Genomic DNA, 25,271 nt, shown 5'->3' with positions numbered 1-25,271 from the left:
CAGTTCCCCGCGCCCCTTCGAGGCGGGGCCCGCCTTCGCCGCGCGGGTGTCGTCTGCGGGGGCGTGGGGGTCAGTCGCGCCGTTCCCCGCGCCCCTTCGAGCGAGGTCCTGCCTTCGTCGCCTGGATGTCGGCTGCGGGACGGTGGGGGCTTGGCGCGCAGTTCCCCGCGCCCCTTTGAGGCGGGGCCCGCCTTCGCCGCGCGGGTGTCGTCTGCGGGACGGTGGGGGCTTGGCGCGCAGTTCCCCGCACCCTTAGGGGGCGTGGTCAGGTGTGCCTCAGCGACGCAGATCACCGTGGGGCTGACTACAGTGCGGGGGCGGGAGTGGGTAGTCTCAGAGGACTGCGTAAGTTACCGCTTAGTAATGAAACCTCGCAGGCCCGAGGAGCCCCGAAATGCAACTCGCCGCGATCATCGTGTCGCTGGTCCTGACCGTGGTCGGCGTCGCGCTGCTCGCACGCGCCATCGGCCAGTTCGTCCGGTACTTCAAGCTCGGCCAGCCCGTGCCCGCCGGGAGTCGGACCGACAACCCCTACCAGCGCAGCGTGACGCTGGTGAAGGAGTTCCTCGGTCACACCCGGATGAACCGGTGGGGCATCGTCGGTTTCGCCCACTGGTTCGTGGCCGTCGGCTTTCTGACACTGCCGCCCACCCTCCTCCAGGCTTTCGGGCAGTTGTTCAAGGCCGACTGGGTACTGCCGGTCATCGGTGAGTTCCTGCCGTTCGAGCTCTACATCGAGTTCATCGGCGTGATGACGATCCTGGGCATCGCCGTGCTCATGGTGATCCGGCTGCTGAGCCTGCCCTCGCGGGCCGGCCGCAAGTCCCGTTTCGCCGGCTCCAAGTCCGGTCAGGCGTACTTCGTCGAGTACGTCATCCTCACCATCGGCCTCGCCATCTACGTGCTGCGCGGTCTTGAGGGCGCCATCCACCACGTCGAGGGCTACGAAGCCGGGTACTTCGCCTCGTACCCCCTGGTCCTCGCCTTCAAGGGACTCTCCCTCGGCACGCTCCAGAACCTCGTCTACCTCGTCGCGATGATCAAGATCGGCACCTCGTTCGTGTGGATGATCGTGGTCTCGCTCAACACCAACATGGGTGTCGCCTGGCACCGCTTCCTCGCCTTCCCCAACATCTGGTTCAAGCGCGAGGCGACCGGCGGGACCGCGCTGGGCGGCCTCCAGCCGATGACCTCCGGCGGGCAGCCCATCGACTTCACCGATCCCGGTGACGACGACGTCTTCGGTGTCTCCCAGGTCGAGCAGTTCTCCTGGAAGGGCCTCCTCGACTTCTCCACCTGCACCGAGTGCGGGCGCTGCCAGTCCCAGTGCCCCGCCTGGAACACCGGCAAGCCGCTCTCCCCGAAGCTGCTGATCATGTCGCTGCGCGACCACGCCCACGCCAAGGCCCCCTACCTCCTCGCCGGTGGCGGCAAGGACATGGAGGGCAACGAGAAGGCGAGCGCCGAGCAGCTCAAGGACGTGCCCGCCGCCGCCCTCGCCGAAGCCGAGCGGCCCCTCATCGGGACCCTTGAGGAGAACGGGGTCATCGACCCCGACGTCCTGTGGTCCTGCACCACCTGCGGCGCCTGTGTCGAGCAGTGCCCCGTCGACATCGAGCACGTCGACCACATCGTCGACATGCGCCGCTACCAGGTCATGATCGAGAGCGCCTTCCCGTCCGAGGCCGGGACGATGCTCAAGAACCTGGAGAAGAAGGGCAACCCCTGGGGTCTGGCCAAGAAGCAGCGGCTCGAATGGACCAAGGAGGTCGACTTCGAGATCCCCGTCGTCGGCCGCGACCTGGAGGACCTCTCCGAGGTCGAGTACCTGTACTGGGTCGGCTGCGCCGGCGCCCTGGAGGACCGGGCCAAGAAGACCACCAAGGCCTTCGCCGAGCTGCTCCACATCGCGGGCGTCAAGTTCGCGATCATGGGCGGCGACGAGAAGTGCACCGGCGACTCCGCCCGCCGCCTCGGCAACGAGCCCCTGTTCCAGGAGCTCGGCATGGAGAACGTCATGTCCCTCAACGCCGCCTTCGGCGAGGAGACGGACGACGACGGCAAGGTCACCGCGGAGTCGAAGAAGCCGAAGGCGGCGAAGAAGATCGTCGCCACCTGCCCGCACTGCCTCAACACCCTCGGCAACGAGTACCCGCAGCTCGGCGGCGACTACGAGGTCATCCACCACACCCAGCTGCTCCAGCACCTGATCGACGAGGGCAAGCTGGTCCCGGTGACCCCGGTCGAGGGCCTCATCACCTACCACGACCCCTGCTACCTGGGCCGGCACAACAAGATCTACACGCCCCCGCGCGAGATCATGTCCGCCGTCCCGGGCCTGCGTCAGCAGGAGATGCACCGCCACAAGGAGCGCGGCTTCTGCTGCGGCGCCGGTGGCGCGCGGATGTGGATGGAGGAGCGGATCGGCAAGCGCATCAACAACGAGCGCGTCGACGAGGCTCTCAGCCTCAACCCCGACATCGTCTCCACCGCCTGCCCGTTCTGCCTCGTCATGTTGACCGACTCGGTCAACGGCAAGAAGAACGACGGCCAGGCCAAGGAGTCCATCCAGGTCGTGGACGTCGCCCAGCTGCTCCTCGACTCGGTGACGGCCGTCGCCGACGACGAGCCCCCTGCGGGCACGGCACAGACGGAGAGCGCACCGCAGCCCGAACCCGTCAAGTAGCCGAGGAATCGAGGAGCGAAGCTGCCGGGCGGCTCAGACGTGGTCGAACGGCTCCGCGTACCTGAACGTGCCGCGCAGCGTCGGCTCGTACGCCGTCAGGGTGCGGACCTGGAAGTAGTCGCCCCAGGCGGGGTCGGGCGGGAGGATGCCCAGCTCGGTGGCGGGCCGGAAGCCGAAGCGGCCGTAGTAGGCGGGGCTGCCGAGCAGGGCCACCAGCGGTTCGCCGAGGGCGTCGGCCGCGCCCAGCACCGAGTGCACCAGGGCGAGGCCGGTGCCCTGCCGCTGAACGTCGGGGCGCACGCCGATCGGGCCGAGTCCGAGGGCCGGGACGCCGTCGACGTGTCCGCGGGTACAGACCACGTGCCCGACGACCTCGTCCTTCTCGTCGACCGCCACGAACGACAGCTCCGGCAGCCAGCCGTCGCAGGTCCGCAGCGCGTCGAGCAGGGTCGCCTCCACCGGGTCCGGAGAACCCGGAGAACCCGGAGAACCAGCGGTGCCCGGCTTGGCGAAGGCCGCCGCGATCACGGCTCGCGCGGCGGATACGTCGGCGGGGGTCTCACGTCGTGTCAGCACCGGATCAGTGTGGGCGGCGGGGCGGGACGCCGCAAAGCGTTATTCCTGGCCGAGCGCGGTCGGCAGGTCGCCCCGGCGTCGGATGCCCAACTTGCGGTAGGTGCTGGTCAGATGGGTCTCCACGGTACGGCGCGCCAGGTGCAGCAGTTCCGCGATCTCCGTGTTCGTGCGGCCCTCGGCGGCCAGTTCGGCTATGCGACGTTCGCTGCCGGTGAGCGCGCCCGAACCGGTGAGCGCCGTCGCGGAGCGGCGGGCGCCGCCCTCGCGCAGGGCCTCCTGGGCGATGCCCCGCAGCCGTACGGCGCCCAGCCGTTCGGCGCGTTCGGCCGCCTCCCGCAGGCAGTCGCGGGCGCGGGCCCGCTCCCCGGCGGCGGTGAGCTGACGTCCCTGTGCGACCAGCGCGGGAATCAGCTCCGGCTCCACGGCGGCGTCCCGCAGCACACCCACGGCCCGGTCGGCGAGTTCCAGGCCGCGCCGCCCGCCGGTCGCCAGGCCGAGCACCCGCAGCGAACGGCCCACCAGGCGCGGGGTGTTCCACACCTGGGCCAGCCGCAGTTCCTCCGCCGCCAGCTCCAGCGCCCCCCGGGGCCGGCCGAGCGCCAGGCGGCACTCCGCCGCGGCCGTCCGCCAGGGGGTGACGACCGGGCTCACCACCTCGCGGGCCGACTGGCGGCGCCCGCATTCGAGGAAGTCGTCGAGCGCGCCCGCCGGGTCCCCGGCGGCGGACCGCAGCACACCTCGCGCGTACAGGAACCGGTTCAGCTCCCAGGAGTTCGGCGCGTCGCGCAGGTCGAAGCCGCCCGCGAGCCGGTGGGCCTCCGCCAGCCGGCCGGTCTCGACAAGCGCGATCAGCGCCTGCGCCTGGCTGTTGGCCGGGCCGACCGCACGGCCCCCGGTACCCGCCGGCCGCCGGGCCCCGGGCGCGGCGAGCAGCCGCGCGTAGTCGCCGCGGGCCGCGTCGATGTCGGCCCGTACGTTCAGCAGTGCCCGGTGCATCGGGTGCAGCAGGGAGGGGCGCTGCCGGGCGAGACCGCGTTCGACGAGCCGTTCGGCCTCTTCGAGTTCGTCGGCCCACTGGGCGACGGCGGCGACCGTGGCCAGCAGGAAGGGCTCCGCGAGCGGGTCGACGGGTTCCGCGAGGAGGGCGCGTACGCGTTCCATGGCGGCGTCCGCCGAGAGCAGGCCCGCCGTCGCGTCGTACCGTACGAGCAGTGCCTGGCCCGCCGTGCCGACCAGGCCCGGTGAGCGGCCGGCCGTCTCGTGCAGCCAGTGATAGGCCTCCTGCCTGATCTCCTGGTCGTGGTCGGACAGCAGCACCGAGGCGATGTGCACGGTGCGGCCCAGGTCGGGGTGGAACGTCATGTGGGGGCCCAGCGAACGCAGCACGTCGACCGCGGCACGGACCTCGCCCTGTCCGGTCAGCGCCGTGCTCAGGGCGACCGCCGCGCGCACCCGGTCCCGTGGGAGGCCCGGCAGCCGGACCGCCTCGGCGAGGCGCGGGATGCCGGCCGAGGAGCGCACGGTCGTGTACTCCAGGGAGCCCAGCTCGGTGAGGAGCCGCTGCCGGTGGTCGTCGGGCAGCGGTTCGTCCAGGGCCCGGCGCAGATAGGGCAGGGCGTCGGCGGTGCGGCCGTCGTGGACGGCGACGGCGGCGGCGTCGAGCAGGACGCCGCTGGCCCACGCCACGCCGACCGTGTCGGCCCTCAGCAGCTGGCCGGCCACGGCCTCGGTACGTTCGCCGCGCCGCAGCATCACCTCGGCGGCCGTCCGGTGGGCCGCCCTTCGCCGGGTGACGGGCCAGCCGCTCAACACCGCGTCCCGGAGGAGGGGATGGGCGTAGCGGGGCCGGCCGTCGGCGCCGGGCCGCAGGAGTCCCAGTTGCGTCATGGCGGTGAGCCACCCCGCCACGCGCGCCGGATCGGCGTCGGCGACCGGGCCGAGCAGCTCGGCGAGCTCGTGCGAGGCCGTGTCGCTCTGCCTGGCCGCGTCGCTCCGCGAGGCCGTGCCGTTCCGCGAGGACACGCACTCCGCGGACGGCGACGCGTCCCCCGCGGCGGCCTCTGCGGAAGGCGACACGCGTTCCGCGATGGGCGAAGTGCCCATCGCGGAGAACAACATGTCCGTCGAGTAAGGCGCCAGGCCGGCCTCGGGAGGCGCCGGGCTCACGTCAGGAAGTGACACGTGCTCGCCGCGAAGCGACACGTCCTCCCCGCGAGGCGGCATGACCTCCTCGGGTCGGTCGTCGTCGGAGGGCCGGGGCGCCCAACCCTGCGGCCAGCCCCCGGTGTTCTCCTTCGCGTCACCGGCCGCGGCGCCGGCCGGACCCTCGCTCGGGCGGCCGTCTTCGGCCGAGCGGGCCAGGTCGGCCACGTGGGTCGGACGGGCCGGATACGCCGGGCCAGCCGGGCCAGCCGGGTCCGCCGGGCCAGCCGGGTCCGCCGGGTCCGCTGAGTCCGCCGGGCGAGCCGAGTAGGCCAAGTCGGCCGCGCGGGCCGGGTCGGCCGGACGGGCCGAGTAGGCCGGGCGGACCGGGTCGGTCGCGTGAACCGGGCGGACCGGGCGGGCCGCGTGCACCGGGTCGGCCGCGTAGGCCGGGCGGCCCAGGCGGTCGTCCTGACCCTCACCCCGACCGTCACCCCGGCCATCACCCGAGCCATCACCCTGGCCGGCGGCCTCTCCGTAGGCAGGCCGGAACTCGGCGCGGCGGCCCCGGTTCCCGGATGCCGCGTCGTCGGTCTCGCCGTTCGGTGCGTCGAACGGTGTCCGATTGCCTTCCGCCCGATCGACGTCGTCCAGCGCGGCCAGCGCCCGTGCCACCTCCGCCGTCGCCGGCCCGGCGCTGTCCAGCCACCACGACACCGCCGCCTGGTACGCCCCCGGATACAGCGCGGCGCACGCCTCCGGCACCGTGGCAGGCAGCGTCCCCCGCAGGTCGTCGAGCAGGGCACGCAGCAGCAGCGGGCTGCCCGCGCTCGCCCGTACGCAGTCCTCCACCCAGGACTCCGGGACCGTGTCGAAGTCCGAACGGACCAGTTCCGTCGTGGAGTCGGCGCCCAGCGGGGCGAGGGTGAGGGTGCGGACGAGGGCGGGGGAGAGCGCGTGGGCGAGACCGGCCGACGGCGCGTCGATGTCGTACTGGCTGCGCTCGGTCACCACCAGCAGGAGAGGTAATCGGTCCACCCGTCGCGCGGCGTCGACGAACCAGCGCCGCGAGAGGTCGTCCGCGAGGTGGACGTCGTCCACGGTGATCAGGAGTGGCGGGCCGGCCGTGAACGAGCGCAGCAGCCGCCACAGCCAGGCGCCCCGGGCCCGTTCGTCCGGCACCTCCCGGGTGTCGGAGAACTCCGCCGCGGGACCGAGGACCTGGCGTACCGCGGCGAAGGGCAGCGCGGTGTCGTCGGGCGAGCAGCGGGCCCGCAGCACCCGCATGCCGGCCACCTCCGCCTGCTCGGCGGCGGCTTCGAGGAGCGCGGTGCGGCCCGTGCCGGTGGCGCCCCGCAGCAGGACCAGCCGGCCGGTTCCCGCGCGGGCGCGGCCGGCCTCGGCGGCGACCAGCTCCAGAGCTTCCCGGCGCTCAAGCAGCGGTGCGTCCATCCCTGCCTCCTTCACGGCCGTGAAGCGGCCCACTGTGTGGGATGACGGAACAGGCGGCTCGCGTTGCGTGACATGACCCACTGAGACCGATAACACCGGTGACACCAACCCGGGCCGCAACCCGGACATCGACCCGGGCATACACTCGGACCTCAACCCCGGCATCAACTCGTCGCGGCCTCCGATCTCGTGGTGTGTCTCGTGGTGCTCCACGATTGCGCCGAGCACACGGACAACAGAAGTGTGATGACTGCACGCCTGTCACGGACGCCACAGAGGTGACGGGCTCGTGAACATAGGGGAGTCCGTTGCGCAGCTCTTTTGGGACCGCGGCTCCGGGCCCGGCCGAGCCCGAGTCCCGAATACCGGTGGCGGTACACGCCTCCGACCCGATCACCCGTGAGGGAGCACTCAGCCAGTTGCGACAGCACCCGGTGATCGACCTCCGCGAGGAGACCGAGACCGGACCGGACACGGTCGCGCTGCTGATCAGCGAGACACTGGACGAGACCGCGCTCTCCCGGCTGCGCAAACTGGTGCGCAGCGAGGGTGCCCGTGCCGTGCTCGTGGTGAGCACGATCCGCGAGACCGAACTGCTCGACGTCATCGAGTGCGGGGTCGGCGCCATCGTGTGGCGCCACGAGGCCACCGCGCACCGGCTGGTGCAGGCCGTCGTCGCGGCCTCCCGCGGCGACGGGGACCTGCCCGCGGACCTGCTCGGCCGGCTGATCAGCCAGGTGGGGTCGTTGCACCGCACAGCGAGCAGCCACCCCGGTGCTCCCTCCTCGGGACTCGCACCGCGTGAGGTGGATGTGCTGAGGCTCGTTGCCGAGGGGCTCGACACCGGAGAGATCGCCAGCAAGCTGTCCTATTCCGAACGAACTGTCAAGAACGTGATGCATGGGCTCACCACTCGGCTGCATCTGCGCAACCGGGCGCACGCCGTGGCACATGCCCTCCGCGAAGGCTACATCTGATCGAACGGGCAATCGGAAACGGACGCGGGGGCAGCACGGTCTGCCCGGCGGTCGTCCCCGGCGTGCCTGCGGAGGCGGAAGTATCAGAGGCACGATCGGTTGCGACAGTGGTTCCGGTGTCGGCACGGCACGGTAGGACACGGCACGGCACGGCAGGAGCACGACGGTGATCCACGAGGTGGACGAGGTCCTCAAGCGGCTGCTCGCGGGCGGTGCGCTGGCGGGTTCCGGCATCGACGTGTCCTTCGAGGCCCCGACCCGCGACTGGGCGGCCCGGCGCAACGCGCCGACCATCAACACCTACTTGTACGACATCCGTGAGGACGTCTCCCGGCGCCAGCGCGGCCACACGTCCGTCCGCGACGAGCGCGCCATCGTCGTACGCCGTCGGCAGCCGCCCCGCTGGTTCCGGCTGTCGTACCTGGTCACCGCCTGGACCAAGCAGCCGCTCGATGAACACCGGCTGCTGTCCGCGGCCTTGGCCACCCTGCTGCCCCACGAGCTGATGGCCGCCTCCGAACTGCCGGGCCAGCTCGGCGCGCTGGGCCTGGCCGTGCCGCTCACGGTGGCCGGGCTGCACACCGAGTCCCGGTCCCTCGCCGAGATCTGGTCCGCGATGGGCGGCGAACTCAAGCCGTCCCTGGACCTGGTCGTCACCGCACCCTTCCCGGCCTTCCCCGAGTACGACGCCGGTCCCCCGGTCACGGAGGGCGCGGGCGTCCGCGTACGCGGCATCGACGGCACGCTGGAGGGCTCGCAGGAACGCAGGCACCTGCCTCGGCACCTCAAATCCTCGCCGGCCACCGGAGAACGGCAGAAGTGACCATCCCCACTCCCCACACGTCCGACGCCCCCCATACGTCCGACGCTCCCCTCACGTCCGACGCCCCCCATACGTCCGACGCTCCCCTCACGTCCGACGCGCTCGTCCTCCGCCTGACCCGGCTGCGCGAGCGCGTGGCCGAGTTGGTCGACCAGCGCGGCGCGAGCGATCCCACGGCGGACGATCCGCTGCGCGGCCTGTACTTCTCCGACGAGGCCGTACGCCACCTGCTGGGCCCCACGACGGCTTCGCACACCTCCGTCTTCGAGGACGGAACGGGGGACGAGTACGGAGCAGGGGACGGGACCGGGGACGGGACCGGGGACGAGAACCGAACCCGTCCCGAGAGCGCGCCGGGCAGCGAGGCCGCCCACACCGACCGGCTGGAGCTGCTCGCGGTGCGCCTCGGGCTCACCGAGCTCGACACCCGCATCCTGCTCATCGCCCTCGCCCCCGACCTGGACCGCTCCTTCGAGCCGCTGTACGGGTACCTCAACGACGACGTCAGCAGGCGCCGGGCCACCACGGGGCTCGCCCTCGACCTGTGCGGACTGCCCGTGCACCTCGCCGGGGCGCGGGCCCGCTTCCACCCCTCGGCGCCGCTGACCGCGCTCGGCCTGCTGGCCGTCGAGGAACCCGAACGCCCCTTCCTCAGCCGGTCGTTGCGCGTGACCGACCGGCTCGTCGCCCATCTGCTCGGCGACGACACCCTGGACACCGCGCTCGCCGGCCACGTCCAGCGGCTCACGACCGCCGTGGCGTCGCACGACGACGAGTTCACCGCCAAGCTGGCCGCCCGGCTGCGCGCCGAGCCCCTCACCGTCTATCTGCGCGAACACCGCGAGGGCGACGGGCTCGCCGGTGCCGCCGCCGCCCTGAGCGCCGCCGGTTTCGAGGCCCTGCACTTCACGGGCCCCGAGGACCGCGTACCCGAACTCCTCCGCGAGGCCCGGCTGCGCGGCGCCGCGATCGTCGCGTCCGCCCTGCCGGACAAACCCGCCGAACTGGTACGGGGGTTGGCGGACGCCGGCGTGCCCGTGCTGCTCACCGGATCGCGTCCGTACGATCCCCAGTGGTGCGAGCACGACCCGCTGGTCCTCGACGCGCCCCGGCAGCGGGCCGGCGCGGTGGATGTCTGGGCCGCCGCCCTGCGCGACGAGCCCGGCTTCGACCTCGCGGCCACCGTCGCCCCCTACCGGCTCGGCGGCGACCGCATCCTGCGCGCCGCGCACGCCGCCGAGGACCTCGCCACCTTCGACGGCACCCCGGTGACGGCCGCCCATCTGCGGCTCGCCGCGCGGCAGCAGTCCGCCTCGGGTCTTGAGCGGCATGCCCGCCGGATCCGGCCCGACGTGGGCTGGGAGGACCTCGTCCTGCCCGACAAGCCCCTCGTGCAGTTGCACGAACTGGCCCTGCGCGCCCGCCACCGCGACCAGGTCCTCGGTGACTGGCGGCTCAGCGCCGGCGGCGGCCGGGGCCGCGGTGTCCTCGGTCTCTTCGCGGGCGAGTCCGGCACCGGCAAGACCCTGTCGGCCGAGGTCGTCGCCGCCGAACTCGGCCTGGACCTCTACGTCGTCCAGCTCTCCTCGATCGTCGACAAGTACGTGGGCGAGACCGAGAAGAACCTGGAGCGGATCTTCACCGAGGCCGACCGTACGGATGCGGTCCTGCTCTTCGACGAGGCGGACGCCGTCTTCGGCAAGCGCTCGGAGGTCAAGGACTCCCACGACAAGTACGCCAACATGGAGAGTGCTTACCTGCTCCAGCGCCTGGAGTCCTTCGACGGCATCGCCCTGCTCACCACCAACCTGCGCGCCAACATCGACGAGGCGTTCACCCGGCGCCTGGACCTGGTGGTCGACTTCCCGTTCCCCGACGCCGGACAGCGCCTCGCCCTGTGGCGGCACAGTCTCGCGGCGGTGCCGTGCGCGGAGGGCACCGACGCGTCGGTGGTCGCGCGGGACTTCGAGCTGGCGGGCGGCTCGATCCGCAGCGCGGTGGTCACCGCCGCCTACGCGGCCGTCGGACGCGGCGCCGCGGTCACGACACAGGACCTGCGGGAGGGCGCAGAGCGGGAGTACCGCAAGGCCGGCCGTCTCGTCCCCGGCGAAGGCAACTGGTAGACGTCCCGGCATCCGATCCGGAGCTCCGAGCGGGGGCTCCGGGGCCTGAACCGGGTATTCCGGGGCCTGAGATGACATGTGGATGAACTGCCGTCGACGCCCCGGTGAGCTGCCGGCCTCGATCCTCTGACACCCCTCGTGACCTGCCCTTTCCCACCCCACACCGTGGTTACGCTGCCTCCCGGATGTATCCGATGCGGACAGACGTGCGGGGTTGCCCCGTGGTGGGGACGGCTCACTGTGCACCAGCAGCGGCAAGCGTCGAACGAGCCGAGCGACAAGGGGAAGGGCAAGGGCAAGGCTCCGCAGACGGCGCCGCGCGGCCCCGTCGCCCAGCCCTCCTTACCCGGCGCGTCCCTGGGCACGTCCCCGGGCACGTCGCCGGGCACGATGCTCGCGATGCAGCAGAGCGCGGGGAACGCCGCGGCGTCCAAGGCACTGCGAGGCAGGGGCCCACGCACCCCCGGCAGCCTCGGCTCCCGGCAGCCGAGCGCGGAACTCAGCGCCCAGGTGGGCGAGTCGAGCCGGACGGTCGCGGGCCCGTCGCGCACCGGGCGCCGGCCCGGCCCGGCCGGGCTGCCGTCCATCAGTGAACTGCCCGAGCACACTCCCGCCACGCGTCTCACGTCCGTGCTGCCCACCATCGAGGAGGCCGAGGAGAGCGCGCCGCCCGAACCGGAGCCGCTGGGCCTGCCGCCGTATCTGCGGGACCTGACCGCCGCCGGTCTTTCCACCGCGCGGCAGCTGACCGGACACGAGATCGTCGGCACCGCGCTGGCCGCCACCGTCGGGCACTCCGGCGGGACGGTCGCCGAGATCAAGGAAGAACTGGCCGGACGGCCGGAGAGCTTCTACGGACAGGGCCGCGCCTTCTCCGTGGCGGGCGTGAACGGCAAGGACTGGTACGACGTCACCGTCACCATCTCCCCCGCCCCCGCCGACCGCCCCGAGACCTTCGTCTCCGCCGACGTGCTCAAAGCGCGTGCCAAGACGGCGAAACGGGCCGGCGACCGCGCGGCGGCCCGGGCCGAGATGGAGCGGCAGGCCGAGGGCGCGGCCACCAAGGTGGACGTCCAGCACAACACCTCGGCCACCGTGGGCCACACCCAGGGCAACTCCGCCAGCCGTGGCGTGGGCGCCATGGCGTTCGGCCTCGCCCCGGTCGTACCCGGCGTCTGGCTCGGCGGCGCCGCCATGCTGAACGCCCAGCCGTTCCAGTCCGCGCGGGAGTCCCGCACCCAGAAGAGCGTGGCCGAACCGCGCGTCCTGCGCAGCGACAAGGGCTCGGTGGAACTGCTCCGCCAGGTCCGTTACGGCGTCCGGATCAAGAAGCAGGAGGAGGCCGAGGAGCAGTCGTTCAGCGGCTCGGGCACGCTCACCATGCGGGTGCCCACCGAGCATCTGATCCCCGCCTCCGGCCAGGTGTCGGCGCCCCGGCCGGCGCCGCTGGCCCCGCGCACCGCGAAGAAGGTCGCGCGGGCCGACAGCCTGGCCCCGGTCGCGGTCACCGACACCGCGGCTCCGCACCAGGGCGGCAAGGGCCTGTTCGACAAGGTCCGTTCGGTCCTGCACCCCTCGCTGACCTCGCCGGGCGCCCCCGGCCGCGCCCGGCTGTACGACGCCACCTCCACCAGCACCGTGCTGGAGGACATGCCGCGGCTGCTGCGCCAGGAGGTCGTCGGCGAGGACCTCACCGCCAAGGACGGCAGTGCGGTGGGTACGTACCGGATGCGGGCCGCGATCGGCTCGCTGGCGCCCGCGTGGGGGATCGGCAAGACTCAGTTGCGTACGCATCAGCAGGCCCAGCACTCGGTGGCGGACACCGCGGGCAAGGGACGCGGCGGCACGTTCGGGGCGGGTCCCGCCATCGGTGTCGGTGTGCTGGCGAACGCCGCCGCGGTACGCGGCACGGCCATGCCGACCTTCGGGGCCAGAAGCGCGCGGTTCACCGTGTCCGAGCAGACGGTGTCCAGCCGTCAGGGCGCCGAGGTCCGCGGCGAAAAGGTGCTGTACCACGGCACGGTGGTGCTCACCGTCGAGGGCACAGGGCCGCTCTCCCCCGCGATGAAGGCGAGGATGGGCAACCGGACGGCGACCCACTCGATGAACGTGTGGCTGAGCCTGCGGGCCGACGAGGCACGGGAACTCGGTCTGCCGCTGCCGCAGGGCGTCACCGCGGACGACATGGTCAAGAAGCCGAAGGCGGACCCCGGCAACGACAAGGACAAGGACGACAAGGGCACGGACAAAAAGGGGAAGGGGAAGGAGAAGGAGCGGGCCTCCGACGTCTCGCCCGAGGACGCCCCGGACATCGTGCGTCAGCTGCCCTTCGGTGCCATGGGATCGAGCGTCACGCTCAGCAAGCTCGACACCGGACCCATGCTCTCCGGCATCCAGCGGCTGTTCGCCACCGATCCCCAACTGGCCGGCTATCTGCCCGCCTTCGGCGCCGGACGGGAGGCCGGGAAGACGAGCCCCGAGGACGCCGAGGTACAGCGGCGCAACTACCGCGAGCTGGTCACCGTCCTGTCCGAGACCAACCTGGCGGTCAACAAGGACCAGTTGCTCTCCAGCGGCATCCGGGTCCGGATGCGGCGCAAGTCCCGTATGCACGCGCACGACGTGCAGATCAAGGTCACCGGCAGGCTCGGCGACACCACCTACTCCGGTGACATCAAGGACTGGCTCGTCCGCAGCCACTCCGGAGTCACCGGCAACACTCAAAGCGGACGGTCCAGTTCGCGGTCGGTGGGCGGCCTGGTGCTCGGGCAGTTCAGGATCATTCCGGGGGCACTGAACGCGTCGCTGCGGGCCGACAAGACCTGGACCGGCGGACGGCGCGGCCAGGGCGGCCCGACGACCCGCTCGGACATCCTGACCAACGGCTCCGCGAACGCCGCCGCCTTCGACGGGTCCATGCACCTCGACGTGGACGTCACCATGACCACGCGCGAGCGCAAGGCCAAGCGCACCCTGACACCCGGCGCCCCGGGCCGTGCCGTGCCCGAGGCCCGGCACATCGGCTCGGTGGACGTCGAGGACCAGGACGTACGCCTGCTCACGCCGACCGCGCTCACGATGGACGCCGACGAGAAGGAGAAACTGGACAACTCCATGGCGGCCCGTACGGCCGGACACGCGCCACCGCAGCGGACGTTCGCCGCCGAGGGCATCGGCGACCTGGCCGGCATGGAACCGAAGGCGATGGCGTCGCGGCGGGTACGGGACTGGACGCTGGTGGAGACCCTCGGCGACGGGCAGCCGATCCGGGACCTCGCCTTCGAGCTCCTTGCGAGCGCCGCCGCCCGCAACAAGGCACTGCGCGAGGACAAGGCGCTGGCGACCGAGGGGCTCGCGCCGCGGCTCGCGATCGAGGAGCGGTTCAGCCCGCAGGCCGTCACCGCGGCGCTGCGGCAGGCCGTGTCCGCCGGCTGGGTCGTGAAGAACCTGCGGTACGCGCGCCGGACGGCAGGTCTCAACGGTGCGGTGGGAACACGGTTGGCGCTGGCCAACCCGAAGGTCGTACAGCAGACGAAGGGTGCCGGTACGGAGACCTTCGTGCTGGGCGGCCACCAGGCCACCGGGCAGGAGTCCGACAGCACGAGTACGTCGGTGCAGGGCGGTGTCCTGGGCATGGAGAACGGCTCGTCCTGGCGGGCCGGTGAGGGGGTCTCCGCGAGCCGCACCCTGAGCGAGGGCTCCTCCACGGCGTCGACGCTGTCCGGCACGGTCGAGCGCAACTCCCACACCGCGCGCGACCAGTCCCTGTATCTGGTCCACTGCGACCTGGTGGTCCGCATGGTCGCCGAGGTCGGGGTCACCGGCGGCGGCCCGTACGTGGCGAAGTCCGAGCGGACGCTGCCGGGGGCGGCGGCCGTGTGGCTCACGGCGGACCAGTTGAGGGCGTCGAAGCTCCGCGTGCCGGGCGCCGAGCCGGAGACCGGCAAACAGCCCGCCAAGGCGGAGAGCAAGGCGGAACGCAAGGCGGAGAGCAAGGAGGAGAGCAGCAAGGCGGGCGCGGAGCGCGAGCGCCTGGCCGCGGGCGCCGAAACCGGGCAGGAGGGGCGGCGCGGGACCGGTGCCCCGGCCCCAGGGCCCCAGCTCTCCCGGGACGTCCCGCTCGGCTTCGGCGCGATCGAGGACCTCCCCGACTTCGTACCGCTCCTGGACCAGCTCCGCGGCAGCCTCGGCCGCCGGGACAAGAGCCTGGCCGAGAACCTCCTGCCCAGGCAGCAGCTCAAGGACCGCAACGACAACGTGCAGCGGCTGCTCCGGGTGCTCGACCGGGACGGGGCCGCCGGGCTGCTGTCCGGGGCGATGGACGGCGGCGTCACCGTCGAGCTCATGGACGGGCGCTCCACGCCGTACTGGGCGGTGTTCAAGGTCGACCGCAGCGGTCCCGGCACCTACGCCGAGACGGTGGCGGACGGCGTGGGCGACATGGAGTACATCACCTCGGCCGCGGCGCAGCGGGCGGGCAGCCAGGAGAAGAGCGACTCCCGCGGCGTCGAGGCCGTGTTCGCGGGGGCCGGCAAACCCGAGGGCGGCGGCGGCCAGTTGAAGAACGTGGGCGGCTCCGGGGGACTCGGCCTCGGTCGCAGCGACGGCCGGAAGACCGCCTCCGCCGGCCGTGCCCAGATCGGTGTCAAGGCCGTCGCCGATGCCTCGGCGCACTCGGTGCGGATGAACGTACCGATCACGGCGTCGCTCGAACTGCACTCGGCCAAGGGCCGGTTGGGTCTGGCGGAGATCCGCGGCCAAAAGCTCACCCATCGCATCCTGCAACACGACCTCACGGCCCTGGCCCGGCTGCAGCCGGTGCCGCGGGAGGAGCGGGAACCGCAGGTGCGGGCCTCCCCGGGCCGGGAGGACGCCCGCGCCGACCGGATGGGCCCCTGGCACGACGGCGGGGTCGCCCTGCCGATGGAGGCCCAGGTCAACGGCTTCAAGGGCGCGCCGGAGATACGGAGGCTGATCGACGGTGCCGTACGGGAGGCGAACGGCAGCAAGCGGTACAGCAGGAAGGGCGACGCCGCGGCCCACGTCCAGCAGGAGGCGGTGTCCACGGAGTGGCTCATCTCGGCGCTGCCCCTGCTGACCTCCGCCGGAGTGGATCTGCCGCCCGTGCACGCGAGCGGTGTCCGGGGCCAGGACCTGCGTACGGCACTGCACGGGCGGCTGCGTGACGGCCGGGTGCTGGGAGTCGGCGACAAGATGACCTTCGAGACGGTGGCGCAGAGCAGCCTGGACGCGCCCCGCCCGACCGGAGTGGACAGCCAGCAGTCGGCCGAGCACAGCAGGACGGCGCGCGGGATCGGTGGCGCGGGCGTGCTCAACGCCACCGAGTTCCGGATGAACCAGCTTCTCGGCAACGCCGACAGCACCGGCAGCGCGACCGACACGGCGGCGAACGCGGCCGGTTCGATGCCGCTGCACAAGCCGAAGCTCGCATCGGTGCTCGTGCAGTTCACCCTGGACGTACGCGTGGTGGCGCGGGTCACCGACCGGGGCCTGGGCGGTCAGAAGTCGGTGGCGGTACGGGAGTTCACGCTGCCGCGGCCGGTGGTGATCCGGATGCCGGCGCCCGCGGTCAGCCGCCTCCTGAAGGACCCCACGAACGCCTCGAAGCTCCAGGACCCCCAGGGCCTGCTCACGGAGAAGAAGGCCAACGCAGCGGCCACACTCTGAACCAGCAGTTCCCCGCGCCCCCGAAGGGGCGCGGGGAACTGCGCGCCCAGCCCCAACGCACCCGCAGACGCGGGCGGCAAGCCGGAGAGCGGCTCAGGTCACACCTTGAGCTTGACCGCCTCGATCCAGACGTCGTTGTTGAGCGTGCCGGCGAAGGTGAAGTTCTCGCCTTCGCCGGGCTTGTCGCAGACCATGTCCTGCCAGCCCGCGTTGCGGAGGTGGACCGACTCGCAGACGGCGCCGCCGCCGTCGTCGACGTTGATGGTGAAGCCCAGCAGGCTGGGGGCGTCCTTCTTGGAGCTGCCGAAGTAGTTGTCGATGCCGTCGGCGGCGTGCGACCACGGCTTACCGTTGTAGTGGCCGTTGCCGTTGGTCGACTGCGGGAAGTGGACGAAGGCGGCGCTGGCCGTGCCCTTGGTGCCGGCCACAGCGACGTTGAGGGCCGTGAGCGGTGTCTCCTTGCCCACGGTGCCGGCCGTTTCGCCGTCGCACGCCGCGTCCGTCCAGCCCTCGCCCGCCACGAAGGCCCGGTAGCAGATGTGCCGCCCGCCCGGGTCCTGCGTGGCGAGTTTCTGGACGGCGGTCGCCGCGGTCTTCTCCGGAGCCTTGGTTTCCTTCTCCTCGGAACCGCCGCCGCCTCCCGCCCCGTCTCCGCCCGCGGCCTGTGTCTGGGTCGCGGCCGGGACCGATGGGGCCGAGGCTTCGGCGGACGGTGCCTTCGGCGCTTCGGGAGTCAGTGAAGGGGAGGGGGAGGGCGCCAGGGTGCTGATGCCGGCCTCCTGCAGCTTTTCCGTGGCGGCGCTGCGGACCTGCGGCTTGTAGGCGATCCACAGCATCACGAACGTGAGTGCCAGCGCCATGAAGATGCCGAGGAAGGTGGCCAGCCAGCGCGGCAGGAACCCGCGCTGCACGTACGTGCCTTCCACGTCCAGGGGTGTCACTCCTGACCGCTGCACGGCCAGCGTGTACGGCCGGGACTCCTTCGAGCCGAACCAGATGATCTGCCGCGGCTTCAGCGTCGTCTTCACGAACGCCGCACGGCCCGGCTCGATCTGCACGTTGGACGGGTGGATGTCGTACGACAGCTGGTCACCGTTGTCGCTGCCGCTGAGCGAAGCCGTCAGCTTCGTGTTCCCGAGGTTGTCCACGGCCAGTTTCGGGCGCCCACGGAAACGCCCTTTCACGGTCGGCGGCACCAGCTCGGCCCGCACCTCCGTGAAAGGGGTGATCGTGAGGTTGCCCTCCGGGACCGTCGTCGCCTCGGGATGTTCCGTCGGCGTGATCCGCACCGCGTACGCGTTGGGACCCGCCGTCGCGTCCGGCGTCCGCGGCGGAGCGAACGTCAGATCCACCGAGCCCGTCGTCCCCGGATACAACCGCAGCAACTGCGGCTCCACCACCGCCCACGGCGCGAGAGGACCGACCGCCTCGAAGCGGTACTCGTCCACCACGTCACCGGTGTTGCGCAGACGCAGCCGTACGGTCGTACTGCCACCCGGGTCCACAGTCGCGGAGGCGGGTTCCAGAGAAGTCCAAAGGCTCACTCTCGGACGTTAAACGCAGCAGCGGTGCCCGGTCAGGTAGCCCCGGGGCACGATGCGTGCCCGAAGAGGCGGGACCGGCTGCCCCGGCTCTCAGTCCTCCGAGGGATGGATGATCTGCCACTCCTGGTCATCGGTGTTGGAGCAGTCGTAGAGCGTGAGGTTCGCTTCGTCGACGCCTGTGCTGAACCCGGAGACGTCCAGGCACTTGTTGTTGCTGGCGTAGTTGCGGATCCAGTAGTCGCCGCTGTCCTGCTTGTCGATCCACCACAGCTGGTTGTCGTCGATCGTGCCGTCGCAGTCGGCCTCGGTGATCGGCGTCCGGATGGGCATGGCCCCGCCGCCGGGCATGTCCATGCACAGCTGATCCTTGACGTTGCGGATCTGGAAGAGGGCGGACCCGCCGGGGCCGAGCTTCGGGTACCGCACCTCAAGGTTCCAGAGCTGGTTGTCGTCGGTGCTCTCGTCACAGGTGAACTGCTGTACGTCGCCCTGCTTCGTGCCCTTGTCCTTGCCCGGGATGTCGGCGCACCTCTTGGTGGTGGGGTTCCGCAGGAGCACATTGGACGCGGGCACCACGCTCTTGGGCGCCGCCTTCTTCTTCTTTGTCGGCTGCGCGGCCGGGGCCCCTCCCCCTCCTCCGCCGTCGCCCTCCGCGGCGGACTGGCTGACCTCCGGCTCGACGGACGGTGCCTTCGGCGCTTCGGGAGACAGTGAAGGGGAGGGGGAGGGCGCCAGGGTGCTGATGCCGGCCTCCTCCAGTTTCTCGGTGGCGGCGCTGCGGACCTGCGGCTTGTAGGCGATCCACAGCATCACGAACGTGAGCGCGAGGGCCATGAACACCCCGAGGAAGGTGGCCAGCCAGCGCGGCAGGAAGCCCCGCTGCACGTACGTGCCTTCCACGTCCAGCGGCGTGACCCCTGACCGCTGCACGGCCAGCGTGTACGGCCGGGACTCCTTGGAACCGAACCAGATGATCTGCCGCGGCTTCAGCGTCGTCTTCACGAACGCCGCACGGCCCGGCTCGATCTGCACATTCGAGGGGTGGATGTCGTACGACAACTGATCACCGTTGTCGCTGCCACTGACCGAAGCCGTCAGCTTCGTGTTCCCGAGGTTGTCCACGGCCAGTTTCGGGCGCCCGCGGAAACGTCCCTTCACCGTGGGCGGCACCAGCTCGGCCCGCACCTCCGTGAAGGGAGTGATCGTGAGGTTGCCCTCCGGAACGGTTGTCGCCTCCGGGTGCTCGGTCGGCGTGATCCGTACCGCGTACGGGTTGGGGCCCGCCGTCGCGTCCGGGGTCCGCGGCGGAGAGAACGTCAGATCCACCGAGCCCGTCGTCCCCGGATACAACCGCAGCAACTGCGGCTCCACCACGGCCCAGGGTGCGAGAGGACCGACCGCTTCGAAGCGGTACTCGTCCACCACGTCACCGGTGTTGCGCAGACGCAGCCGCACGGTTGTACTGCCACCCGGGTCCACGGTCGCGGAGGCGGGTTCCAGAGAAGTCCAAAGGCTCACAAACTGAAGGTACAACGGCAGTTGGCTCTGCCAGGAGTGGCATCGGGGCCGGGACCACTGCCCGAAGAGGCCGTCGGGACGGGCCTGAGGGCGCCCGCGCCGGCCCGGTCGGCGGCGAACGGGGCGCCCGGCCGTCGGAGCCGGCCCCGGCCTGCCCTCAGGTCTGCCCCGACAGCCATGGCGGAATCTGGAAAAGGGCGCTAGATGTGGGGATTTACCGTCTCCATGCCGCTCTGGGGTTTCGCATGCGCACGCAGAAACAACCGTCCACCGTCGGCAAGCAGGACGCCGCACGCACCAGGAAGCCGGGGAACCTCACTGCGGAGACCAGCCGGGCCCTCAGCGCAGGCCGGGCTCTCTCCGACCAGTCCCCCCAGGCCATTCTGGAGCTCCAGCGTTCCGTGGGGAACGCCGCCGTGGCGCGGCGGATGGCACCACCGGAGCAGCACGAGCACAACCCGATGTGCGGCCACGGGCCGGCGCCGAAGGACTCCGGTGGCCACCAGGGCTCCAGCTCCAGCGTCCACAAGGTCCTCGCGTCCCCCGGCAAACCGCTCGACGCTCCCGTCAAGAAGGACATGGAAGCCCGGCTGAACGCCGACTTCAGCGATGTGCGCCTGCACGACGACAGCGCGGCGCGGGCAGCGACGGAGGAGGTGGGCGCGCGTGCCTTGACCGCGGGCAACCACGTCGCCCTCGGTCCGGGCGGCAAGGACCCGGTCACCCTCGCGCACGAGCTGACCCACGTGATCCAGCAGCGCAGCGGTCCGGTGTCGGCCACGGACAACGGGAACGGCCTCAAGGTCAGTGACCCGAACGACAGGTTCGAACGCGAGGCCGAGGCCAACGCGGTCCGGGTCATGTCCGCCCCCGCGCCCGTCGCCGCGGGCGGGGGCGCTGACGGAGGCCAGGCAGCCGGCGGCGCCGTGCAGCGCGCGCCGGCCGAGACCGCCGTACAGCGCGCGGCCGACGACACCGTCGTCCAGCGGGCGGGCGCGGCAGCCGCCACGGCCTCGGCCGCCGAGTTGGGCCTCATGCCGGGTGCGACGTCGCGCGCTCTGGGAGGCGACACCGGTTTCGTGAAGTACGAGGTCCCCTCGATCGGGGGAGGCGTGGACCCGGAGCCGCTCTACCGGGGCATGAAGAAGGACGAGTTCGACAGCCTCATGTCGGGCGCTCTCGCGCAGGGCGGTTCGTACCAGGGCTTCTCGCCCGAGCGCAAGTACTCCGAGGGCTACCTCAGCAACAAAGCGAATTCCGGTACCCACCTCGTCGAGTTCTACCGGACCACGCAGACCCGCGCGGACGGCAGCCCGATGCCCACCGTCGACGCACTCCTCAAGGCGGCCGGCGGCGGTGAGAAGGCCGACGGCAAGATCTTGTCGACCGGTGTCGGGGAAGCCGCGACGTACTCGACGAAGGTGAAGAAGACCACCAAGGACAACGAGAGCCTGGCGGCCAACGTGGCCAAGGCGCAGGCGGACGTCCGGAGCGCCGAGGAGGAAGTGGCGCACCCCAAGGACGCCAACCACAAGAAGCATGCCGAGAAGCGCCTGGCCAAGGCCCAGCAGGCTTACAAGCAGCTCGCGGCGAAGAAGCCCGGTTATCCCGCCATCGGTGATGCCGTGAAGGCGTTGAACAAGGCGATCTCGCAAGGCGAGGTCGCCTGGCGGCTGGTCACCTACAAGGGCACGTCCTAGGACCGGTTGCCCCCCGGGGCAACTTCTCTGCCCTCGATCAGGTACCGCAGGACGTTTCGACGAACGCGCTGCGCGCGCGAAAGTCGAAGAAGACCTGTCTCGTACCCCGAGGAGAGCAGAGCATGCCGTCCTACCTGTCACCCGGCGTATACGTCGAGGAGGTGGCCAGCGGCTCGCGTCCCATCGAGGGAGTGGGCACGTCAGTGGCGGCCTTCGTCGGGCTCGCCCCGACCGGTCCGCTCAATGAGCCGACCCTGGTGACCAACTGGTCGCAGTACGTCGCGTCCTTCGGTGCCTTCACCGACGGCTTCTACCTCGCACACTCCGTGTACGGGTTCTTCAACAACGGCGGCAGCGCCGCCTACGTCGTGCGCGTCGGCGGCTCCGCCGAGGGCTCGCCCTCGAACGGTGCCTCTCCGGCGGCCGTCACCGGCTCCGCCGGCCAGGCCGCGCTCACCGCGGGCGAGCCGAAGCAGCTCGGCACCTTCAACGTGACCGCCGTCGCCGGTGGTTCGCTCACCGTCGAGGTCGCGGACGCCGACGGCGAGGGCCCCGCCGAGCGCTTCAAGCTGATCGTCAAGGACGGCGAGAAGCCGGTCGAGTCCTTCGACGTGAGCGCCAAGAAGGGTGGCCGCAACTACGTCGTCACGCAGGTGAAGGAGCGCTCCAAGCTCATCACCGTGACGGAGGCGGCGCCCAGCGCGCAGCTGGCCAGGCCCGACAACCAGACCGTGTCGCTGGTGGCCCCCTCGGCCTCCGGCACCGTCGTGCCCGCGGGCTCCGACGACTCCCACCCGGGCCCGGCCCAGTACCTCGGCGACTCCGCCGACCGCACGGGCTTCGGTGGTCTGGAGGCCGTGGACGAGATCTCCATGGTCGCCGTCCCCGACCTGATGGCCGCCTACCAGCGCGGTGCGATCGACCTGGAGGCCGTGAAGGCGGTCCAGCTCGGTCTGATCGCGCACTGCGAGCTGATGGGCGACCGCGTCGCCGTCATCGACCCGCCGCCCAGCCTGAACGCCCGGCAGATCCGGGTCTGGCGTCAGGAGACCGCGGGTTACGACTCCAAGTACGCGGCGCTGTACTACCCCTGGGTCAAGATCTTCGACCCGGCGAGCGGCCAGACCCGCCTGACCCCGCCGAGCGGCCACGTCGCCGGCATCTGGGCCCGCAACGACTTCGAGCGCGGTGTGCACAAGGCGCCCGCCAACGAGGTCGTACGCGGCGCGGTGGACCTGGAGCTCCAGATCACCCGCGGCGAGCAGGACCTGCTCAACCCCATCGGCGTCAACTGCATCCGCGCCTTCCCGGGCCGCGGTATCCGCGTCTGGGGTGCCCGCACCCTGTCCTCCGACCCGGCCTGGCGCTACCTGAACGTGCGCCGCTACTTCAACTACCTGGAGGAGTCGATCCTCCTCGGTACGCAGTGGGTGGTGTTCGAGCCGAACGACCACAACCTGTGGGCACGGATCCGGCGCAACATCTCGGCGTTCCTCGTCAACGAGTGGCGCAGCGGCGCCCTCTTCGGCCAGCGGCCGGAAGAGGCGTTCTACGTCAAGTGCGACGACGAGACCAACACCCCGGAGTCGGTCGACCTCGGGCGTGTGATCTGCGAGATCGGCATCGCCCCCGTCAAGCCCGCCGAGTTCGTGATCTTCCGGCTGGCCCAGTTCTCCAGCGGCAGCGGAGAACTGGAGGAGTAGTAGGCAGCCCCCTCCGCCGTACCCCGGCTCCTGTCGTCGCCCTCCCGTCCACCGGGAAGGCGACGGCAGGAGCTGACACCACCCGCAGGACCCGGCGTACGCGAGTTCGTACGCCGCTTCGTACGCCACCGACAAGAACACGCAGAAGGACAGAGAACAGATGAGTCTTGGCCCGGGCGACTCCCTAACTTCACATAATTTCGGTCTCCAGATCGACGGCGTGATGGTCGAGTACCTCACCGAGGTCAGCGGCCTCACCATGGAGCAGGACGTCATCACGAGCATGTCGAACACCGCGGGCGGTCAGAAGGAGACCGCCGTGATGCCCGGCGTGCAGAAGTCCGGGCAGTGCACCGTGGTGCGCGGCATGACCGCGTCCCCGGCGTTCACCACGTGGATCAACGACTCGATCGCGGGCCAGATGAGCACGGCCCGCAAGAACGCCAGCATCATCATGATGGATTACCAGAACACCCCGGTGAAGCGGTACAACATGCGCAACGCCTGGTGCAGCAAGGTCGACGCCAGTTCCCTGAAGGCCGGCGAGGCCGCCGCGCTCACCGAGACCGTGACCATCGTCTTCGAAGAACTGGAAATCGAGTAATGCGCCGATCCACTGGCAGGCTGGGTGCGGGTCCGATCGTGGACGCACCGGCGCCGGTAACGGCCGAGGTGCCGGAGCAGACCGCTGCTCCGGCGTCCGCCCCGGCGCCCCAGCGGCTGCTGACGGAGTTTCCCTTCGAGCTGCCGCGCGGCTATGTCGACGCTTCGGGAACCGTGCACCGGGACGGCGTGATGCGTCTCGCCACCGCCCGGGACGAGTTGATCCCGCTGCGGGACGTCCGGGTCCAGGAAAACCCCGCCTACCTGTCGGTGGTTCTGCTGGGCCGGGTCATCACCCGCCTCGGCTCGCTGGCTACAGTGCACGACGGGGTGGTGGAGAACATGTTCGCCTCCGACCTCGCGTTCCTGCAGGACTTCTACCGGCAGGTCAACGCCGAGGGCCACACCCGCGCCGCCGTGGAGTGCCCCCACTGCTCGGAGCCCTTCGAGGTCGAACTCGGCGGGAGCCGCCTGGGGGAATCGTGACGTACGCGACCGACCGACTGCATGAGGAGATCGCGTACGTCGCCTACCACTTCCACTGGAGCCTGGAGACGATCCTGGACCTCGAACACCAGGATCGCCGCCGTTACACGGAACAGATCGCTGCCCTGGTGACACGGGGCGGGGCGGAGGGCTGACCAGTGGGGTTCCTCGACCGACTGAGGGGTGGTTCGGCGGCGTCCGCCGCGCGTACCGGGCCGGGGGCGACCTCGGCCTCCGAGGCGAACCCGGCCTCGGGCAACGGCGGTTCCTCTCCCACGGGAGCGGATACGCGCGCGGGTACCGGTACGCCCGCCGGCGCCGGGCCGGCCCCGGTGGTCGGCTGGTCGGGGCTGCCGCCGATCCAACGGGCCGCCGCGGGGCGGACCGGGGTCGCGGACTCCGGGTTCGGGGGGCGGCTGAGTACCTGGCAGAACCCCTCCTTCATGGGGACCCTGTCCCACGCCGTCCTCGACGGGGCACCGGGCGGGCTGATCAGGAACGCGCTCACGTCGTCGGCCGGACGGCCCGTCGCCGGACTCGAAGCGCCCTCGCGTGTCCTGCCGGTGGCGACCACCGCTCCCGAGGCCGCTCCAGAGGCCGTCCCGGTCCAGGAGAGGGGCCTCCAGGAGAGCGGCGACGCGCAGCCGGTACCGGTACAGCGCGCGTCCCTTCCGGTCATGGCCTCCCGTCCGACGGGCCCCCGGGTGACCGCCGTGCCGCCCCGGCCCCACCGGCAGACCTCCTTGACCAGGTCGGCCGCCTCACCCGCCGTACAGCGGCGGGCCCTGCCGGCGTCCCGGCGGCAGACTCCGGCCGCGCCCGGACCGTCGGCTGCCGCGACGCCGACTGCCGCAACGCCGACTGCCGCGCCGTCGAGCGGTACGGCATCGAGCGGTACGGCGTCCGGCTCCGCCGGTCCGGGGGCGCCCTCCGCGGAGGCACCGGCCCCGGCGACGGCGACCCCTGCCGCAAGCGCACCGCGGCGCGGTCCGGTGGAAGCACCGCCCGTCTCGGGCGCCTCCACCTCCACCTCTGCCGGCCAGACCGGTTCGACCGGTCCCGTCAGGCCCGCGTCCACCGGCGGAGCGCCCCCTTCCAGCGGGCCGGCGGTCAACGTCCAGCGGGCGGCGGCCGATTCCGGCGCCACAGCGGCGGCCACCCCCACCGCGAGTACGCCGAACGGCCCCGGCAGGACGACACCCGGCAGCGCGGCGACTCCTCCCGGCCGCCCGGCGGTCAACGTCCAGCGG

The 25,271-nt window shown here is 71.6% G+C and carries 14 protein-coding genes and 1 pseudogene; 10 read left to right on the top strand and 5 right to left on the bottom strand.

What is annotated here, in order from left to right:
* Positions 1 to 394 precede the first annotated feature (394 nt).
* Positions 395 to 2,686, top strand: coding sequence for a (Fe-S)-binding protein (locus AOK01_RS31895; protein ID WP_055517778.1), 2,292 nt, complete (start codon positions 395 to 397; stop codon positions 2,684 to 2,686).
* Positions 2,687 to 2,719: 33 nt separating this feature from the next.
* Here AOK01_RS31895 and AOK01_RS31890 read toward each other — a convergent pair whose 3' ends face one another.
* Together AOK01_RS31890 and AOK01_RS44185 are read right to left on the bottom strand one after the other, a co-directional pair.
* Positions 2,720 to 3,262, bottom strand: a complete 543-nt coding sequence (locus AOK01_RS31890) for a GNAT family N-acetyltransferase (RefSeq protein WP_055517777.1) — start codon at positions 3,260 to 3,262, stop codon at positions 2,720 to 2,722.
* A 39-nt stretch (positions 3,263 to 3,301) separates the two neighbouring features.
* Positions 3,302 to 6,856: a LuxR family transcriptional regulator gene (locus tag AOK01_RS44185; RefSeq protein ID WP_055517776.1), complete on the bottom strand. Its 3,555-nt coding sequence runs from the start codon at positions 6,854 to 6,856 to the stop codon at positions 3,302 to 3,304.
* A 308-nt stretch (positions 6,857 to 7,164) separates the two neighbouring features.
* Between AOK01_RS44185 and AOK01_RS31880 the strand changes: the two genes are divergently transcribed.
* From AOK01_RS31880 to AOK01_RS31865, 4 genes are all read left to right on the top strand, one after another.
* A complete protein-coding gene (locus AOK01_RS31880) occupies positions 7,165 to 7,833 on the top strand; it encodes a helix-turn-helix transcriptional regulator (RefSeq protein ID WP_055517774.1) in 669 nt (222 codons plus the stop codon).
* 166 nt (positions 7,834 to 7,999) lie between these two features.
* Positions 8,000 to 8,656 carry a Pvc16 family protein gene (locus AOK01_RS31875; RefSeq protein WP_055517773.1) on the top strand — a complete coding sequence of 219 codons (657 nt, stop codon included), beginning with the start codon at positions 8,000 to 8,002 and terminating at the stop codon, positions 8,654 to 8,656.
* Positions 8,653 to 10,779: an ATP-binding protein gene (locus AOK01_RS31870; RefSeq protein ID WP_055517771.1), complete on the top strand. Its 2,127-nt coding sequence runs from the start codon at positions 8,653 to 8,655 to the stop codon at positions 10,777 to 10,779. The genes AOK01_RS31875 and AOK01_RS31870 overlap by 4 nt, the downstream gene beginning before the upstream one ends.
* 240 nt (positions 10,780 to 11,019) lie before the next feature.
* Positions 11,020 to 16,467 (top strand): hypothetical protein, encoded by a 5,448-nt coding sequence (locus AOK01_RS31865; RefSeq protein WP_055517770.1) that lies wholly within the window; start codon positions 11,020 to 11,022, stop codon positions 16,465 to 16,467.
* Between the two features lie 98 nt (positions 16,468 to 16,565).
* Here AOK01_RS31865 and AOK01_RS31860 read toward each other — a convergent pair whose 3' ends face one another.
* Positions 16,566 to 18,011 (bottom strand): COG1470 family protein, encoded by a 1,446-nt coding sequence (locus AOK01_RS31860; RefSeq protein ID WP_055517768.1) that lies wholly within the window; start codon positions 18,009 to 18,011, stop codon positions 16,566 to 16,568.
* 90 nt (positions 18,012 to 18,101) lie between these two features.
* Positions 18,102 to 19,529 carry an RICIN domain-containing protein gene (locus AOK01_RS31855; protein ID WP_055517766.1) on the bottom strand — a complete coding sequence of 476 codons (1,428 nt, stop codon included), beginning with the start codon at positions 19,527 to 19,529 and terminating at the stop codon, positions 18,102 to 18,104.
* A gap of 245 nt (positions 19,530 to 19,774) precedes the next feature.
* Between AOK01_RS31855 and AOK01_RS44495 the strand changes: the two genes are divergently transcribed.
* From AOK01_RS44495 to AOK01_RS44180, 5 genes are all read left to right on the top strand, one after another.
* Positions 19,775 to 21,229 carry an eCIS core domain-containing protein gene (locus AOK01_RS44495; RefSeq protein WP_055517765.1) on the top strand — a complete coding sequence of 485 codons (1,455 nt, stop codon included), beginning with the start codon at positions 19,775 to 19,777 and terminating at the stop codon, positions 21,227 to 21,229.
* A gap of 122 nt (positions 21,230 to 21,351) precedes the next feature.
* Entirely contained in the window at positions 21,352 to 22,932 is a 1,581-nt protein-coding gene (locus tag AOK01_RS31845; RefSeq protein ID WP_055517763.1) for a phage tail sheath subtilisin-like domain-containing protein, read from the top strand.
* Positions 22,933 to 23,092: 160 nt separating this feature from the next.
* Positions 23,093 to 23,536, top strand: a complete 444-nt coding sequence (locus AOK01_RS31840) for a phage tail protein (RefSeq protein WP_055517761.1) — start codon at positions 23,093 to 23,095, stop codon at positions 23,534 to 23,536.
* Positions 23,536 to 24,021, top strand: a complete 486-nt coding sequence (locus AOK01_RS31835; RefSeq protein WP_055517760.1) for a hypothetical protein — start codon at positions 23,536 to 23,538, stop codon at positions 24,019 to 24,021. Before AOK01_RS31840 ends, AOK01_RS31835 begins: the two co-directional genes overlap by 1 nt.
* Complete coding sequence (locus AOK01_RS44180; RefSeq protein ID WP_169800167.1) at positions 24,018 to 24,176, top strand: DUF6760 family protein; 159 nt, start codon at positions 24,018 to 24,020, stop codon at positions 24,174 to 24,176. Before AOK01_RS31835 ends, AOK01_RS44180 begins: the two co-directional genes overlap by 4 nt.
* Here AOK01_RS44180 and AOK01_RS31830 read toward each other — a convergent pair.
* A pseudogene (locus AOK01_RS31830) lies at positions 24,125 to 25,271 on the bottom strand (hypothetical protein); the annotation flags it as partial. The gene AOK01_RS44180 and the pseudogene AOK01_RS31830 sit on opposite strands and share 52 nt — an antisense overlap.

Source organism: Streptomyces aurantiacus, assembly GCF_001418335.1.
GTDB classification, from domain to species: Bacteria; Actinomycetota; Actinomycetes; order Streptomycetales; family Streptomycetaceae; genus Streptomyces; species Streptomyces aurantiacus.
Note: the sequence above shows the minus strand (reverse complement) of the source record. Positions and strands in the feature narration are given on the sequence as shown.